Origin of the sequence: Sodalis sp. RH21, assembly GCF_047324175.1 — a bacterium.
In the GTDB taxonomy this organism is placed as follows: domain Bacteria; phylum Pseudomonadota; class Gammaproteobacteria; order Enterobacterales; family Enterobacteriaceae; genus Acerihabitans.
Genome location: NZ_CP178732.1, coordinates 697,313 through 711,453 on the forward strand (window position 1 = coordinate 697,313; position 14,141 = coordinate 711,453).

Genomic DNA, 14,141 nt, shown 5'->3' on the forward strand with positions numbered 1-14,141 from the left:
TAGAATACCGGGCTTAAACGCCTATCACTTCTTTACGAGCTAATTGAACTCATGTTTGAAATTAATCCGGTAAAAAACCGCATCCAGGACCTGTCTGAACGGACGGAAGTTCTCAGGGGGTATCTTTGACTACGATCTCAAGCGCGAACGCCTTGAAGAAGTCAACGCCGATCTGGAGCAGCCCGATGTCTGGAACGACCCCGAACGCGCCCAGGCCCTAGGCAAAGAGCGCTCTTCCCTTGAAGCCATCGTGGAAACCATCGATCAGATGACCCGGGGACTGGACGATGTGTCCGGCCTGCTGGAACTGGCGGTGGAAGAAGACGACGAAGACACCCTGAATGAAACCGTGGCCGAACTCGATCAGCTGGAAAGCAAACTGGCCCAGCTGGAATTTCGCCGCATGTTCTCCGGCGAATACGACAGCGCCAACTGCTATCTGGATATCCAGGCCGGTTCCGGCGGCACCGAAGCCCAGGACTGGGCCAGCATGCTGCTGCGCATGTACCTGCGCTGGGCCGAGGCGCGGGGGTTCAAAACCGAGATTATCGAAGAATCCGACGGCGAAGTGGCCGGCATCAAATCGGTCACCATCAAAGTGATCGGCGAGTATGCCTTCGGCTGGCTGCGCACTGAAACCGGCGTGCATCGCCTGGTGCGCAAAAGCCCGTTCGACTCCGGCGGCCGCCGCCATACCTCGTTTAGCTCCGCTTTTGCTTATCCTGAAGTGGATGATGATATCGATATCGAAATCAATCCGGCGGATTTGCGCATCGACGTTTACCGCGCCTCCGGCGCCGGCGGCCAGCACGTTAATCGTACCGAGTCCGCGGTGCGCATTACCCATTTGCCGACCAATATCGTCACCCAGTGCCAGAACGACCGCTCGCAGCATAAGAATAAAGAGCAGGCGATGAAGCAGTTAAAAGCCAAGCTGTACGAATTCGAACTGCAAAAGAAAAACGCTGAAAAACAGGCACTGGAAGACACCAAGTCCGACATTGGCTGGGGCAGCCAGATTCGATCCTATGTCCTGGACGATTCCCGTATCAAGGATCTGCGCACCGGTGTGGAAACACGCAATACGCAGGCGGTACTGGATGGCGATCTGGATAAATTTATTGAAGCAAGTCTTAAAGCCGGGCTATGAGGAACCAAGATGTCTGAATCACAATCACAGGGCGGTGCACCTCTGGCGCCGGATGTAAATAATGAACTCGCGGCGCGCCGTGAAAAACTGGCGCTGCTGCGCGAGCAGGGCAACGCGTTCCCCAACGATTTTCGCCGTGATACCACGTCCGACCGGCTGCATGCGGCCTACGATGACCAAACCAATGAACAGCTGGTGGAGCTGGGCCTGGAAGTCAGTATTGCCGGGCGCATGATGACCCGCCGGATCATGGGCAAAGCCTCGTTTGTCACGCTGCAGGACGTCGGCGGCACCATTCAGCTGTACGTCGCCCGCGACGAGCTGGCCGAAGGCGTTTATAACGAACAGTTTAAAAAATGGGATCTGGGCGATATCCTCGGCGCCCGCGGCAAGGTGTTCAAGACCAAGACCGGCGAGCTTTCCATCCATTGCACCGAAATCCGCCTGCTGACCAAGGCGATGCGCCCGCTGCCGGATAAATTCCACGGCCTGGTGGATCAGGAAAGCCGCTATCGCCAGCGCTACCTGGATTTGATCGCCAACGAAGAATCCCGCCACACCTTTAAAGTGCGCTCGCAGATTATGGCGGAAATCCGCCGCTTTATGGTGGACAAAGGCTTCATGGAAGTGGAAACCCCGATGATGCAAAGCATCCCCGGGGGCGCCGCCGCCCGTCCGTTCGTGACCCACCATAATGCGCTGGATATCGATATGTTCCTGCGCATCGCGCCGGAGCTTTATCTCAAGCGCCTGGTGGTCGGCGGTTTCGAACGGGTATTTGAAATCAACCGCAACTTCCGCAACGAAGGTATTTCGCCGCGCCATAACCCTGAGTTCACCATGATGGAACTCTATATGGCCTATGCGGATTATCGCGACCTGATCGTGCTGGTGGAAGACCTGTTCCGCACCCTGACCGAACGGGTGCTGGGCAGCAGCGTGGTGCAGTATGGCGATCAGACCTTTGATTTCGGCAAGCCGTTTACCCAGCTCACCATGCGCCAGGCCATCTGCCATTACCGTCCGGAAACCGCGGCCAGCGACCTGGACGACCTGGCCAAGGCCAGCGCCATCGCCGAATCCCTGGGCATCAAGATCGAGAAAAGCTGGGGACTGGGCCGTATCCAGACCGAGATTTTTGAAGAGACCGCCGAAAGCCATCTGATCCAGCCGACCTTTATCACCGAATATCCGGCCGAGGTGTCGCCGCTGGCGCGCCGCAACGATGAAAACCCGTTCTTCACCGACCGTTTCGAGTTCTTTATCGGTGGGCGAGAAATCGGCAACGGCTTCTCCGAGCTGAACGATGCGCAAGACCAGGCGGCGCGTTTTGCCGAACAGGTCCAGGCCAAGGACGCCGGCGACGACGAAGCCATGTTCTATGACGAAGACTACGTGATTGCGCTGGAGCACGGCATGCCGCCGACCGCCGGCCTGGGCGTAGGCATCGACCGCATGATTATGCTGTTTACCAACAGCCATACCATCCGCGACGTGATCCTGTTCCCGGCGCTGCGCCCGCAGAAATAAGCCAGAGACGGCAATAAACCTGCCCGCCCGGCGTCAATCCCGGCGGGCTTTTTTATATCGGTGGATAATTGCTTAAAACTCACGCAGTTAATCACCGCACCGCTTGCCAGCCACCGGCAGAAGGTTATAATGCCTCTCGCGCTTTCCCCATCAACCCAGTGTGGGTGTAGTGTGGGTGTAGTGTTGGTATAGTGCGGGTGTAGTTCAATGGTAGAACGGCAGCTTCCCAAGCTGCATACGAGGGTTCGATTCCCTTCACCCGCTCCAAATTCTCCTGAAAAATCTCCCTTATCGATGTTTCAGCCGATGACGCTGTCCTGTAATGCCGGTACAAGTCTAACGACTTATCATACTCTGGTACCTATGCCCGCACCTGCCGTGTGTGGCCAGCGGTATAATGTCCCCAAGTGCCCGGCGACCTAGCGTCGACAACATAGACCAATGACCGCTTTCCCTTATATCAGCGTTACCGGCACTAGCGGTGGCTAATGCGAAACGATACCCGCTGGGGATGGTTCACCGACACCAGATACTCCACCGGTTGCTGAAAACGATCGGCAATCACTCCCCGGTACACCAGCGCCGGACTGTCAGGCGGCGCATTCAATAACGCCTGTTCTTCTTCATTCATGATGCCAATGCGCAGGGTGCCCTCGTCCGAAACGCCGAAAACGCGATAATGCTCCGCCAGCAGGCGGTACAGCGAGCCGCTCCGTTCAAGCATTTCTGCCGTTAGATCCGGTATCAGGGCGCGCGGCAGGTAGCTGGTCTCCAGGCAGAACGGTTCGCCGTCGGCCAGCCTCAGGCGTTTAATCATCACCAGGGGGTCGCCTGCGCGGATTTTTAGCAGCGCTGCCAGGCGGGGACTGGCCTTGGTATCTTGAAAATAAATCAGCCGGCTTCCGGGCACCGCGCCATTAAGTTCGGTGATCTTGCTGATGCCCTGTTCAATTGCCTGGGTCAGCGGCCGCTCTATGGTGGTCTGGGTCAGCCAGGTACCCTGGTTCCCGCGCCGCTCCAGCATGCCGCTAACCACTAGCTCATCAATGATTTTGCGCAGCGTCATCCTGCTGATACCCAACTGGGCAGATAGATCCCGTTCCGCCGGGATCTGATCGCCGTCGTTGAACTCAGGGGGGGTCAATAAACTCAGTAATGCCTGCCTGGCCTGCAAATAGGCTCTGCGTGGACGGCGCTTACCTTCACTCGACTCGCTCATGGTCTGTTTTATAGTCCGAATTATGTCGGGATAACGGCACCAGTATAGCCAGTCAGCTATTGATCTGTCACCGAAAATTGGTTGAGATCGCATGATAAATGCTCGGCGCCAATCAGACCATGCTGTTATAACACCTTATTAAAATTGAATAAAATCGGAAAATGAGTTGCGTATCACTATCAGCCGGCGTATATATTTAATGGTCTAATTTATGGTATATATAACGGGAGTAAATGATGAAAAAAACGCTTTCCATATTATCCCTCGGCCTGGTTTTGGCGGGGTTTGCCTGTCAGGTCTCAGCCCAGCAGCAAATCCGGTTCGGCACTGATGCCACCTTTCCGCCGTTCGAATATAAAGCTGCCGACGGCAGCCTGCGCGGATTTGACATCGATCTCGGCAATGCGATCTGTACCCACCTCAAGGTCAAATGCGTTTGGGTTGAAAACGGTTTTGATGGGCTGATCCCGGCGCTGCATGCGCGTAAATTCGACGCCATCATCTCTTCGCTGTCGATTACCGATGAACGTAAAAAAGCCATTAACTTCTCCGATAAATTATTCAATACCCCGGCGTATCTTGTCGCGCCAAAAAACAGCGGCCTCAAGCCGACCGCCGACTCCCTGCGCGGTAAGCGCCTGGGCGTGCAGCAGGGTTCGGTATTCGAATCCTATGCCAGGAAACACTGGCAATCACAAGGTGTCGAACTGGTTTCCTACCCCAGCGCGGAAGCGGTTTATGCCGATTTGGTGGTCGGGCGCCTGGACGCGACCCTGGACGACGCGACGGTGGTGACCGAAGCGCTGTTGAACAAACCGCAGGGCAAGGATTTCAGCCTGGTTGATCCGCAGGTTAAAGACGATGCCATTTTTGGCCCGGGCACTGGTATTGGCCTTCGTAAGCAGGACGACAAGCTACTGGAACAGCTCAATGGCGCCATCGCGGCGATACGCGGCGATGGCACCTATGATCAGTTGGCAAAAAAATACTTTAATTTCAATGTGTATGGCGACTAATTCATGAATACTGCAACAATCATTTCCTCGCTTATCGAACAACGTTTCCGCCCGCAGGGAGGGCTGCGTCAGGTGTTCCTGGTGGCTTGCGGCGGTTCGCTGGTGGATATGTATCCGGCGAACTATTTTCTCAACAGCGAATCGACCACCCTGCATAGCTATATGATGACCGCCAATGAGTTTGTCCATGCCACGCCGAAGACGCTGGGCGGGCAATCGCTGACGATTGTCTGTTCCCACGGCGGCGATACCCCCGAGTCGGTGGCGGCGGCGGAACTGGCCCAGCGCCGGGGCAGCGTCACCGTCACATTGACGCACAACGAGCGTGCGGGTCTTATCGATTTTTCAGACAGTAATTTGCTGTATGCCTGGGGAGAAGACAGCCAGGTGATCAATAATCCGATGGCGCTTATTCTGAGCCTGTGCGTCGAGGCGCTGCGCCAGACCGAAGGCTATGACGGTTATGCCGATTTCCTGGCGGGAATGGAACAGATTGACGGGGTTATCGCCCGGGCTTGCCGCCAGGTCCAGGCACCCAGCGCCGCGTTTGCCGAACGCTACGCGCAGGAATCGCTTTTTTATATTCTTTCCAGCGGGGCGTCTTACGGCCACGCCTATGGCTTCGCCATCTGTTCGCTGATGGAAATGCAGCGCCTTGACGCAGCATCCATCCATAGCGGCGAGTATTTTCACGGCCCGTTTGAAGTAACCGATGCCAATACCCCTTGGATTCTGATGATGAACGAAGGGCGCACACGACCGCTGGACGAGCGGGCGCGCGACTTCCTGCGCCGGTATGGCGATAAGGTGGAAATCATCGATGCCAAGGCGTTGGGACTGGGCGTGGTGCCAGTAAAGGTGGTGGAGTATTTTAACCCGATATTGTTTTACAGCGTGATGTGTGAATACCGCGCCGCGCTGGCCAAGGTACGTCGGCACCCGCTGGAAACGCGGCGATATATGGGCCAGGTAGCCTACTGAGGGGACGGCATGATGAAAGTACTCGGGCTTGGCGATAATGTTATCGATCGATATACCCATACCGGCATCGGTTACCCCGGCGGGAATGCGCTTAATTTCAGCGTCTATGCCCGGTTATTGTCGGCCGAGGCCGCCTATCTGGGGGTGTTCGGGGACGATCGGGCGGCGAAGCATATCCGGCGGGTGCTGGCCGCAAGACGGGTGGATACTTCTCACTGCCGGGTGGTGGCGGGCGAAAATGGCCATGCCAGCCTGACCATCGCCCAGGGGGAGCGCCGATTCCTGGGTTCTAACGCCGGCGGCATACGGCGGACGACATCTATGGATTTTGTTCTGGACGATATGCCCTGGCTTGGCCAGTTTGCACTGGTGCATACCAGCGCCTATAGCTACGCAGATGCACTGTTGCCGGTGCTTGGCAAGCTGCCTGGCCGTTTATCGTATGATTTTTCAGATGATTTTGACATTGATCTGGCATTGCCACTGTGTCGCTGGCTGTATTACGGTTTTTTTTCCTGCGCGCAACGCAGCCTGGAAGAAACCCGTGAGGTGCTGGAAGCCGCCTGGCGGGCGGGCTGCCGTCTGCCGATCGCCACCCGCGGCGCCGAGGGGGCTCTGCTGTTCGACGGCAGCCAATGGCTCAGCCAGGTGCCGGAGCTTATCACGCCGGTGGATACTCTGGGCGCCGGAGATGCTTTTATCACCGCATTCCTGCTTGGCCATGCCAACGGCGATTCGCTGGCCAAAAGCCTGCGTCGGGGCGCCGGTTTCGCCGCGCGGATTTGTTTGACGGAAGGGGCGTTCGGCGAGGGAATGACCTACTGACTTTGCTTGCATCTCCCCGTTGATTACGCGTTCGGAACGATCCCATTATGCCTCAATGGCTGTCAGGAAGACCAACCGAGCCGCCGCAGTTGGTCCCGAGCGTCAGATCCGCGTAACCCGCCGCGACGGCGACGTCCGAACCAGAAGATGAACCGCATGTCTGCGGGTATTCCGCATTCCTGTTATGACTTTGACCAAAAGGCAACAATTTTGATATGGATACAAATACCGTCGTAAGGAAAACTGAGCGCTCACACCATGGCCTTTAACGATATTGAATTGCAATTCATCAAAAGGGATATTGACGTCTTCACAATAAGGTAAACTATGACGCCGCACGGGTACCAAAACTCGGATTGTTAATATGTTTTTGGACGGCGGCGATAAAAATAAAAGATTATTTCCGGAAACGGATTGTCCAGGCGGGGTGGCACGTGGCGGTATTGCTTTATCAATTGACTATTATTATGACTTTGATCCTGACGCGGTTTATCGCGCCCAAGCGGTTGATGGCGGCAAGCCTCATCTGGACGGCGTTTACGCTCGTAAATTTATTCTGGCCCCCGCTGATCATTGTCCAGTTATTGGTTATCTGGGTTACGTTTTATTTGATCAAGCCGCCTGAGTCAGTCGCCCCTAAACCCGCAGCCGGCGGGAGTTTTAAGCCCCCAGCGGCAGCCACTGCGCCGCCGCCTGCGCCTGCGGTTGCCAGACCGCCGCTACCCCGTGTCAGCCCGCCACCCATCGCGAAGCGAACCGTCCCGGCGATGGCCGATAAAAAAAACATCGGGCAGCCGAAGCTGCATGAAACACCGGGGATACTGAGTTCGGTCGCGCTGTTTTTAAATGAACTGGACGATCGGGTTTCGTTCCAGCGGGCGGTACAGACTGCGACGTCGCCGTTATTGCTCGCGTGTGAAACAGAACGGCTGTACATCGAAAAATCGCTGGAGGACGCCCAGCGCCGGCTGGAGCGTGAAAGCGTATTGTCCGCTGATGACGAAATGCAAAAGATATACGCGTCCCATCAGGCAAGGCTCGAAAAACTGCTGCATGACGGCGGCACGGTCAAACCGCCGGCCGCAATCAAATGTACTGATTTTCGCTTATTCCCGGTTCATGCGGATCGGAGCATCAACCAGGCCATTGAGGATAAACTTAACGCGGCGATAGATGACTATGGCGTGTTTCTGGGGGAAGTCCTTATGCGCCTGAAAAACCCTGGACTGAAAGCCATTTTCGAGCAGAGTATCAGCGATATAGGCGGCGGGGATCTTCTCGGCCGTCTCTTTTGTTTCGGACGGCCGGGCGCCGACTGGCGCGGTATTGCCGAGATCGGATTATGGCGGGAGTTCATGGGCGAAACCGCGCCGCGACCGCAAGCGGCAACAGAAATAAGTCCCCCGGGCGGCGCTTTTTTTACCAACGGCCGAAGGCGGCGGATATCCGTTACCGCCAGGGTTATGCCTAATTTTCCCACCCCGCCGCAATCTGCGGATCAAACGTTACGCGATGCGATCGGAAAGGCCGCCTTGGGCAAGAAAATACCGTTGCTGGCTCATTTCACACGCGCCAGTAATTTGAAATCGATTCTCGCACATGGGCTGTGCCCGATAGATAAAGCGCGGGCGGCTGGCCTTAACCCGCACCTTAACGATCCGCTGCGCCTTGATGGCTACCCCGGCGCGGTTTCACTGTCTATCGCTTTTCCAAACTACAAGATGTTCTATAAATACCGAATGTTAAATCCCGGCGAGTATTGGGTGGTCCTGCTTCTTGATCCCGCCATCCTGTGGGAGAAAAAATGCGGGTTCTGCCGGTATAACGCTGCTGACCGCAGGATATTGGGACGTTCGCTGGCGACGCTTACGACTATCGACGCTTTTCACGACATGTTTACCCCTGCGCAAGGCGGCCCGTCCCGGGAGGAACAGCATCTCAATGACTACGACCCTACCGACCCCCAGGGCGAAGTTCTGGTTTTCGATACTATCGAAGCAAAATTCATTGAGGGATTCGCGTTTGAAAGCGCCGAGGCGCAAGCGGCGTGCGCCGAGACGATCGGTTCACGAAAATGGAAAGTGTATCCACCGGGCACCGGGCCATTCGGTTCCCGTCGTTATAGCGGAGCCTGGAGAGTTTAAGCCTATGGCACAACGACCGGTATTTATCGCAAACCCGGAAGGGGAGTTGCTTGTACGCACTGAGAATGTCACCTTTGATTGGTTCCCCGGGCTGTCCGTTTCACGTAAACAGCTGTCTATCGCATCATTACACCAAGCCGCTCGCCAGCGCCTCGGTGTTGATAACATTCTTGAGGTTTCCGGCAAATCAACGGAAAAACTGGGTACGCAGCTCAGCGCTTTCAACCTTATGCTGAAAACGCAGGATTATCCGCACGGAATTAGCGTTGAGTGCGCATTTCAGGGAAGTAAGGTCTTTGAAAACGGCGGCCCCTATCGTGATCTTTATGCCGGCACCTCATCAGAAGCCAAACGGGACGTTCGCCTGCGCAACTCTGGCCGGCTGATAAAGTTTCATTTCGAAGATCAGGACTGGCCGCCGGTTCCTCGAACCGCGTTCTACGACTGGCTTTATATCACCGCGCTGATGCAGAATCCGTCGCTGGTGGATAGTCTGGCCGGCTATGGGGCGTTTACAGATATTGAATTTAATCCGGTGAAGTCGATTAACTGCCAGGCATATGCCATTGCGCTGTATGCCGCGCTCGCTCAACGCGGTGAATTGAACCAGGTACAAGGCGGCCAAGGGGCATTTCTTAAGCTCGTCGGCAATCGGCCCGGCGGCGGCAATGGGCCGGATAGTCCAAGCCAGGCGTCCCTTTTCTGATCCCCTGCTTACCCCACAGTCATATTAGCTGGATGCCGGCGTATGACCGAAAACTTTCACGGCGTAGCCAGCCCATGGAGCGCTATTACCGATAGCGCAGGCCTTCCTTGCCGTGAGCCGGCGCGTAAGGCAAAAGCCCTGCGGTTTGCGACAAACTGGCTCAGGTTCTTCAACATGGCTAATATAAATATGACAATTACCTCACTTTTACAGGCGTGCCTGTAACCGCGGCGCAATTTAATGCAATGATATAAATTAATGATTATTATTGGTTTTTTGTGGATTTTTTATGCCGAAATTACATTATGTAAAGATTTGTTGGTGCATTTTCCATTCTGTGACTAATATTACTAAAGCTAATGTTAGGTTGCTATTAAATGCTGCCATTAGCGACAGGGCGCATATTTTTCTTTTGGTTTTACTGCGTTTTGACGATGACAAGTCTGGCGATAAATGGAGATTACAACATGATCGAAAATTCAACCACTGGAACAGGAACATACAGTGAAACATTGGTTGAACCGGTGAATGGTATTCCGCTGAAACGTATTTCGTGGAGCGCTATTTTTGCCGGTGTCATTATTTCAATGGTGGTCTATTTACTGCTGGCCATATTGGGTACCGCCATAGGTGCCAGCACCATCGATCCGCTAAAAGAACAGAATCCTCTTGATGGCTTGGGGACAGGCGCGGCCATCTGGACCGGCGTCAGCATGTTGATATCCATTGCGGCGGGCGCTTATGCCAGCGGCCGTCTGGCCCAGCGCGAAGGGGCTCTGCACGGCCTGTTGATGTTCGGCGTTAATACCCTGATTTGCGCCTGGTTCCTGCTGGTGGTGGTCAATCACGTCATGAGCGGGGCAATGAGCGTTATGGGATCGGGGTTACAGATAGTAGGCAATGGAATATCCGCCGCCGCGCCCTCGGTAACGCAAACGGTTAAAGATAAACTGGCGGAAAATAATATTAATCTCGACAGCCTGCAAAATGAACTCGAAACCACATTGCGCCAGACGGGTAAACCAGAACTGCAGCCGGAGAATCTGCAAAATAAAGCCCAGAGCGAAGCAAATAACGCGCAAAACCAGGCGGCTGATACCGCAAATCATCCGCAGACGGCTGATACCGATGTCGCTAATTTTATTAAGAACCTGATCCAGCGTAATGAAGATACCTTCCAGGCCGCCGACCGTGATGCGTTGAAAAACATTATTAAAGCGCGAACCGGCAAGAGCGATCAGGAAGCTGAGCAGATTGTCAGCCAAACGGAAAAAAGCTATCAGCAAGCCCGCGTTCAATATGAACAACTGAAACAGCAGGCGGAGCAAAAAGCCCGGGAAGCCAGCGAAAAAGCTGCGGCCGCGACCGCTAAAGCCAGCTGGTTCACCTTCTTTATGTTGATTGTCGAAGCCATCCTGGCCGGCGTAATGGGCATGCTGGGCCGCCGTACGCAACCCCGCCAAGTCCTTACTCATCAGCGTCCGCTGTAAGAGCTATAGCGTCATTACAAAGCGGGTGGGATAGCGATATCCCACCCTTTTATCAGCGCTGATGATGACGAACCCTATGTGCATAAGGGTGATTTGAGTAGAACGAGATCTCTTTTGCCAACCGCAATAACCGAAATAATAAACTGCATATCGGCCACTTCATATACCAATCCGTAGCCTGACAAGCGAAGTTTTATTTTGAAATAAAAGAGCCATCACGTTATTTTATCAAGCGATAAATTCTGGTTTCCCACGGTGTTAATACCCCATTCTCTTTACTCGACGAGCTATTGGTCAGTAGTAAAGTACGGACAAGCGTTGATATATCATCCCACTCATAGGCTGCCGTGGTACCGCTGAGATTACAAAGCACGACTATCCGGTCTTCATCCAAGGTGCGAGTGTAGGCATAGATGTGTTTATGCTCTGCCAACACTAATTCGTAATGGCCGTACACTAATGCCTGTTCTTTTTTGCGCAATCGGATCAGCGCGCGATAGAAATTGAGGACAGAGCCGGGGTCCCGCTGTTGCAGCGCTACGTTAACCACCGGGTAATTTTCATTTACCGCCAGCCAAGGGGTCGCCTGGCTGAAGCCCGCGTTTGGGCCGGCATTCCATTGCATCGGTGTGCGTGAGTTATCGCGTCCCGTACGGGCCAATATTGATATGCTCTCCCGATCTGTCATGCCCTGGCGGCGCAACTCCTCGTAAAGGTTTTTGGCCGATACATCCTGAAAATCATTTAGGGAGCTAAATTGGGAATTGGTCATGCCGATTTCCTGTCCTTGGTAAATAAAGGGCGTACCCTGCATCAGGAAATACATGGCGGCGATGGCGGTCGCGCTTTCACGCCAATAACGCCCGACATCACCCCAGCGGGACGTTACCCGGGTTACGTCATGATTTTCCAGATAGAGAGCATTCCAGCCTTTGCCTTCGAGAGCGGACTGCCAGCGAGTAAAAATGTCCTTAAGTACGCTAATATCGAGCGGCAGGCCTTTATCTATGTCCCAAAGCCTAACGTGTTCAAACTGAAATATCATATTCAGCCGGCCATAATTTTCACCAACCCATTCCTCGGCTTGTGTCGAGGATACGCCGTTCACTTCGCCAACGGTCATGATGTCATAATACCGAAAAACGTTGTTACTCATGTCATCAACATAATCCAGCAGGCCGTCATAATTCATGTGTTTTTCAAATGAGGCTACGAAGGGAAGGCCCTGGGGATTGGGCATATCGCTCAATAGCGGATCTTTTTTCATATGGCAAATAGCATCGATACGAAATCCATCGATCCCCTTGTCCAGCCACCAGCGCATCATAAGATAAATGGAATTGCGCATATGCTGGTTTTCCCAATTAAGATCGGGCTGGCGGGCGGTGAATAAATGCATGAAATATTGTTGGGTTTTTTCGTCATATTCCCATGCGGACCCTTTAAATATAGCTTCCCAGTTATTAGGTTCTTTGCCATCATGGCCGTCCCGCCAGATATACCAGTCGCGTTTTTCATTATCGCGCGACGAACGCGACTCAATGAACCACGGATGTTCATCCGAGGTATGGTTGACGACGAGATCAATAATCAGGCGCATGCCGTGACGATGAACCTCTGAGAGAAGTTGGTCAAAGTCAGCCATGGTACCGAATTCAGCCATAATAGACTGGTAATCGCTTATATCATAACCGTTGTCATCGTTTGGCGATTTATATACTGGGCATATCCAAATGACGTCAATGCCTAATTCTTTGAGGTATCCTAGCTTGCTGATAATGCCTTTTAAATCACCGATGCCATCATTATTTGAATCCATAAAACTGCGTGGATAAATTTGATAAACAATAGACTCTTTCCACCAGTTTTTGGCGATACGGCTAAAAGGGGCCTGGTTCATTATAAAATTCCTTTCATGAAAACGAAAAGGGACTCTGCGCCCCCAATGCTAATAATATATTTAAGGCCGCAGGCGAGAGAATGCCTGGCCATCGGCACCGAAAAGATGGCAGGCGTGTTGAGGTAAACGGATATCCACGCTGTCGCCAATAGATGCCAGAAAACGCTCAGCATTGCGTAATACCCAGGGCCCGGTTCCTTTGCCGTTACTGACATACAGATAGGTTTCATTACCCATCTGCTCAACAAACATCACCTCGCCATGGAGGTCGCGTTGCTCTGCGCTACAGCGCCGTATATGCTCCGGGCGTATCCCTAATGCGCATGTTTGTCCTTTGGCATAGGACGGGGTGGCGACAGGGAGCGTGAGTTCTTTTCCGCTATCGAGACGTACTATAGTCTGCTGTTCGCCGCACTGTTCTATGACTACCGGCAGTAAATTCATTTTTGGCGATCCGATAAACTGGGCGACAAATTCATTGGCTGGATAATCATAAAGCTCCAGCGGTGTGCCCACCTGCTCAATATTGCCTTGATTGAGTACGACAATGCGATCGGCCAGGGTCATTGCTTCGACCTGGTCATGAGTGACATACAGGATGGTGGTGCCAAGCCGTTTGTGTAGCGCGGAGATCTCCATGCGCATTTGCACCCGCAGCGAAGCATCCAAATTGGATAGCGGCTCATCGAATAAAAACAGCTTGGGTTCCCTCACAATCGCCCGTCCGATCGCAACCCGCTGCCGTTGGCCGCCGGATAAGTCTTTTGGCCGTCGGTCTAGCAGATGCCCAAGCTGTAAAATACGTGCGCTTTCGCGTACGCGGCGATCAATTTCCGCGGGGCTATGGCCTGCCAGCTCAAGAGCGAAAGCCATATTTTTATACACGCTCATATGGGGATAGAGCGCATAGGATTGAAAGACCATACCAATACCGCGCTCAGATGGCGTGTCGTCATTGACGCAAATATCATCGATATACATTTTGCCGCTACTGATTTCCTCAAGGCCTGCGACCATGCGTAATAACGTTGATTTGCCGCAGCCTGATGGCCCGACAACGACCACGAATTCGCCGCTGTCTATCTTCAAATCCAGCTCTTTAATGACTTCTATGCCGTTGCCGTAGTCTTTTTTCAGCTTTTCTAAAAATAATTGAGCCATTTCATTAACCTTGTTTAAA

12 protein-coding genes and 1 tRNA gene are annotated in these 14,141 nt (G+C 53.5%); 9 read left to right on the forward strand and 4 right to left on the reverse strand.

The window, feature by feature from the left end; translation table 11 throughout:
* The first annotated feature begins 51 nt into the window (after window positions 1-51).
* The 3 genes from prfB (at window position 52) to ACL2XP_RS03265 (ending at window position 2,947) form a co-directional block, all read left to right on the forward strand.
* A protein-coding gene (prfB, locus tag ACL2XP_RS03255) for a peptide chain release factor 2 (protein WP_413737139.1) occupies window positions 52-1,150 on the forward strand; the annotation gives its coding sequence in 2 pieces (ribosomal slippage) (window positions 52-126 and window positions 128-1,150; 1,098 coding nt in all).
* Between the two features lie 9 nt (window positions 1,151-1,159).
* Complete coding sequence (lysS, locus tag ACL2XP_RS03260; RefSeq protein WP_413737140.1) at window positions 1,160-2,680, forward strand: lysine--tRNA ligase; 1,521 nt, start codon at window positions 1,160-1,162, stop codon at window positions 2,678-2,680.
* 193 nt (window positions 2,681-2,873) lie between these two features.
* Window positions 2,874-2,947, forward strand: a tRNA-Gly gene (locus ACL2XP_RS03265).
* Window positions 2,948-3,155: 208 nt separating this feature from the next.
* Here ACL2XP_RS03265 and ACL2XP_RS03270 read toward each other — a convergent pair.
* Window positions 3,156-3,899 (reverse strand): GntR family transcriptional regulator, encoded by a 744-nt coding sequence (locus tag ACL2XP_RS03270; RefSeq protein ID WP_413737141.1) that lies wholly within the window; start codon window positions 3,897-3,899, stop codon window positions 3,156-3,158.
* Window positions 3,900-4,135: 236 nt separating this feature from the next.
* Between ACL2XP_RS03270 and ACL2XP_RS03275 the strand changes: the two genes are divergently transcribed.
* Genes ACL2XP_RS03275 through ACL2XP_RS03285 form a run of 3 tightly spaced genes read left to right on the forward strand, consistent with a single transcriptional unit; the run spans window position 4,136 to window position 6,721 of the window.
* Window positions 4,136-4,915 carry an ABC transporter substrate-binding protein gene (locus ACL2XP_RS03275; protein WP_413739070.1) on the forward strand — a complete coding sequence of 260 codons (780 nt, stop codon included), beginning with the start codon at window positions 4,136-4,138 and terminating at the stop codon, window positions 4,913-4,915.
* A 3-nt stretch (window positions 4,916-4,918) separates the two neighbouring features.
* A complete protein-coding gene (locus ACL2XP_RS03280) occupies window positions 4,919-5,896 on the forward strand; it encodes an SIS domain-containing protein (protein WP_413737142.1) in 978 nt (325 codons plus the stop codon).
* A gap of 12 nt (window positions 5,897-5,908) precedes the next feature.
* Window positions 5,909-6,721, forward strand: a complete 813-nt coding sequence (locus ACL2XP_RS03285) for a PfkB family carbohydrate kinase (protein WP_413739071.1) — start codon at window positions 5,909-5,911, stop codon at window positions 6,719-6,721.
* 52 nt (window positions 6,722-6,773) lie between these two features.
* Here the strand turns inward: ACL2XP_RS03285 and ACL2XP_RS03290 are convergent, their stop codons facing one another.
* Window positions 6,774-6,929, reverse strand: a complete 156-nt coding sequence (locus ACL2XP_RS03290; protein WP_413737143.1) for an amidase family protein — start codon at window positions 6,927-6,929, stop codon at window positions 6,774-6,776.
* A 259-nt stretch (window positions 6,930-7,188) separates the two neighbouring features.
* Here ACL2XP_RS03290 and ACL2XP_RS03295 point away from each other — a divergent pair, with 259 nt between their 5' ends.
* From ACL2XP_RS03295 to ACL2XP_RS03305, 3 genes are all read left to right on the forward strand, one after another.
* Entirely contained in the window at window positions 7,189-8,865 is a 1,677-nt protein-coding gene (locus tag ACL2XP_RS03295) for a DarT ssDNA thymidine ADP-ribosyltransferase family protein (RefSeq protein WP_413737144.1), read from the forward strand.
* A 4-nt stretch (window positions 8,866-8,869) separates the two neighbouring features.
* The gene (locus ACL2XP_RS03300; protein WP_413737145.1) at window positions 8,870-9,571 is read left to right on the forward strand and encodes a DUF6977 family protein; all 702 of its coding nucleotides are present in this window, start codon (window positions 8,870-8,872) and stop codon (window positions 9,569-9,571) included.
* Between the two features lie 467 nt (window positions 9,572-10,038).
* Window positions 10,039-11,061, forward strand: a complete 1,023-nt coding sequence (locus ACL2XP_RS03305; protein WP_413737146.1) for a hypothetical protein — start codon at window positions 10,039-10,041, stop codon at window positions 11,059-11,061.
* Window positions 11,062-11,281: 220 nt separating this feature from the next.
* On the opposite strand, the gene ACL2XP_RS03310 is transcribed toward ACL2XP_RS03305, so the two are convergent.
* Window positions 11,282-12,961 (reverse strand): glycoside hydrolase family 13 protein, encoded by a 1,680-nt coding sequence (locus ACL2XP_RS03310; RefSeq protein WP_413737147.1) that lies wholly within the window; start codon window positions 12,959-12,961, stop codon window positions 11,282-11,284.
* Between the two features lie 60 nt (window positions 12,962-13,021).
* Window positions 13,022-14,122, reverse strand: a complete 1,101-nt coding sequence (locus ACL2XP_RS03315; RefSeq protein WP_413737148.1) for an ABC transporter ATP-binding protein — start codon at window positions 14,120-14,122, stop codon at window positions 13,022-13,024.
* Between the last annotated feature and the right edge of the window lie 19 nt (window positions 14,123-14,141).

Bases quoted from the DNA above. Each gene is read 5' to 3' on its own strand.
- lysS (WP_413737140.1), top strand. From the start codon at position 1,160: ATGTCTGAATCACAATCACAGGGCGGTGCACCTCTGGCGCCGGATGTA.
- ACL2XP_RS03270 (WP_413737141.1), bottom strand. From the start codon at position 3,899: ATGAGCGAGTCGAGTGAAGGTAAGCGCCGTCCACGCAGAGCCTATTTG.
- ACL2XP_RS03275 (WP_413739070.1), top strand. From the start codon at position 4,136: ATGAAAAAAACGCTTTCCATATTATCCCTCGGCCTGGTTTTGGCGGGG.
- ACL2XP_RS03280 (WP_413737142.1), top strand. From the start codon at position 4,919: ATGAATACTGCAACAATCATTTCCTCGCTTATCGAACAACGTTTCCGC.
- ACL2XP_RS03285 (WP_413739071.1), top strand. From the start codon at position 5,909: ATGAAAGTACTCGGGCTTGGCGATAATGTTATCGATCGATATACCCAT.
- ACL2XP_RS03295 (WP_413737144.1), top strand. From the start codon at position 7,189: ATGACTTTGATCCTGACGCGGTTTATCGCGCCCAAGCGGTTGATGGCG.
- ACL2XP_RS03300 (WP_413737145.1), top strand. From the start codon at position 8,870: ATGGCACAACGACCGGTATTTATCGCAAACCCGGAAGGGGAGTTGCTT.
- ACL2XP_RS03305 (WP_413737146.1), top strand. From the start codon at position 10,039: ATGATCGAAAATTCAACCACTGGAACAGGAACATACAGTGAAACATTG.
- ACL2XP_RS03310 (WP_413737147.1), bottom strand. From the start codon at position 12,961: ATGAACCAGGCCCCTTTTAGCCGTATCGCCAAAAACTGGTGGAAAGAG.
- ACL2XP_RS03315 (WP_413737148.1), bottom strand. From the start codon at position 14,122: ATGGCTCAATTATTTTTAGAAAAGCTGAAAAAAGACTACGGCAACGGC.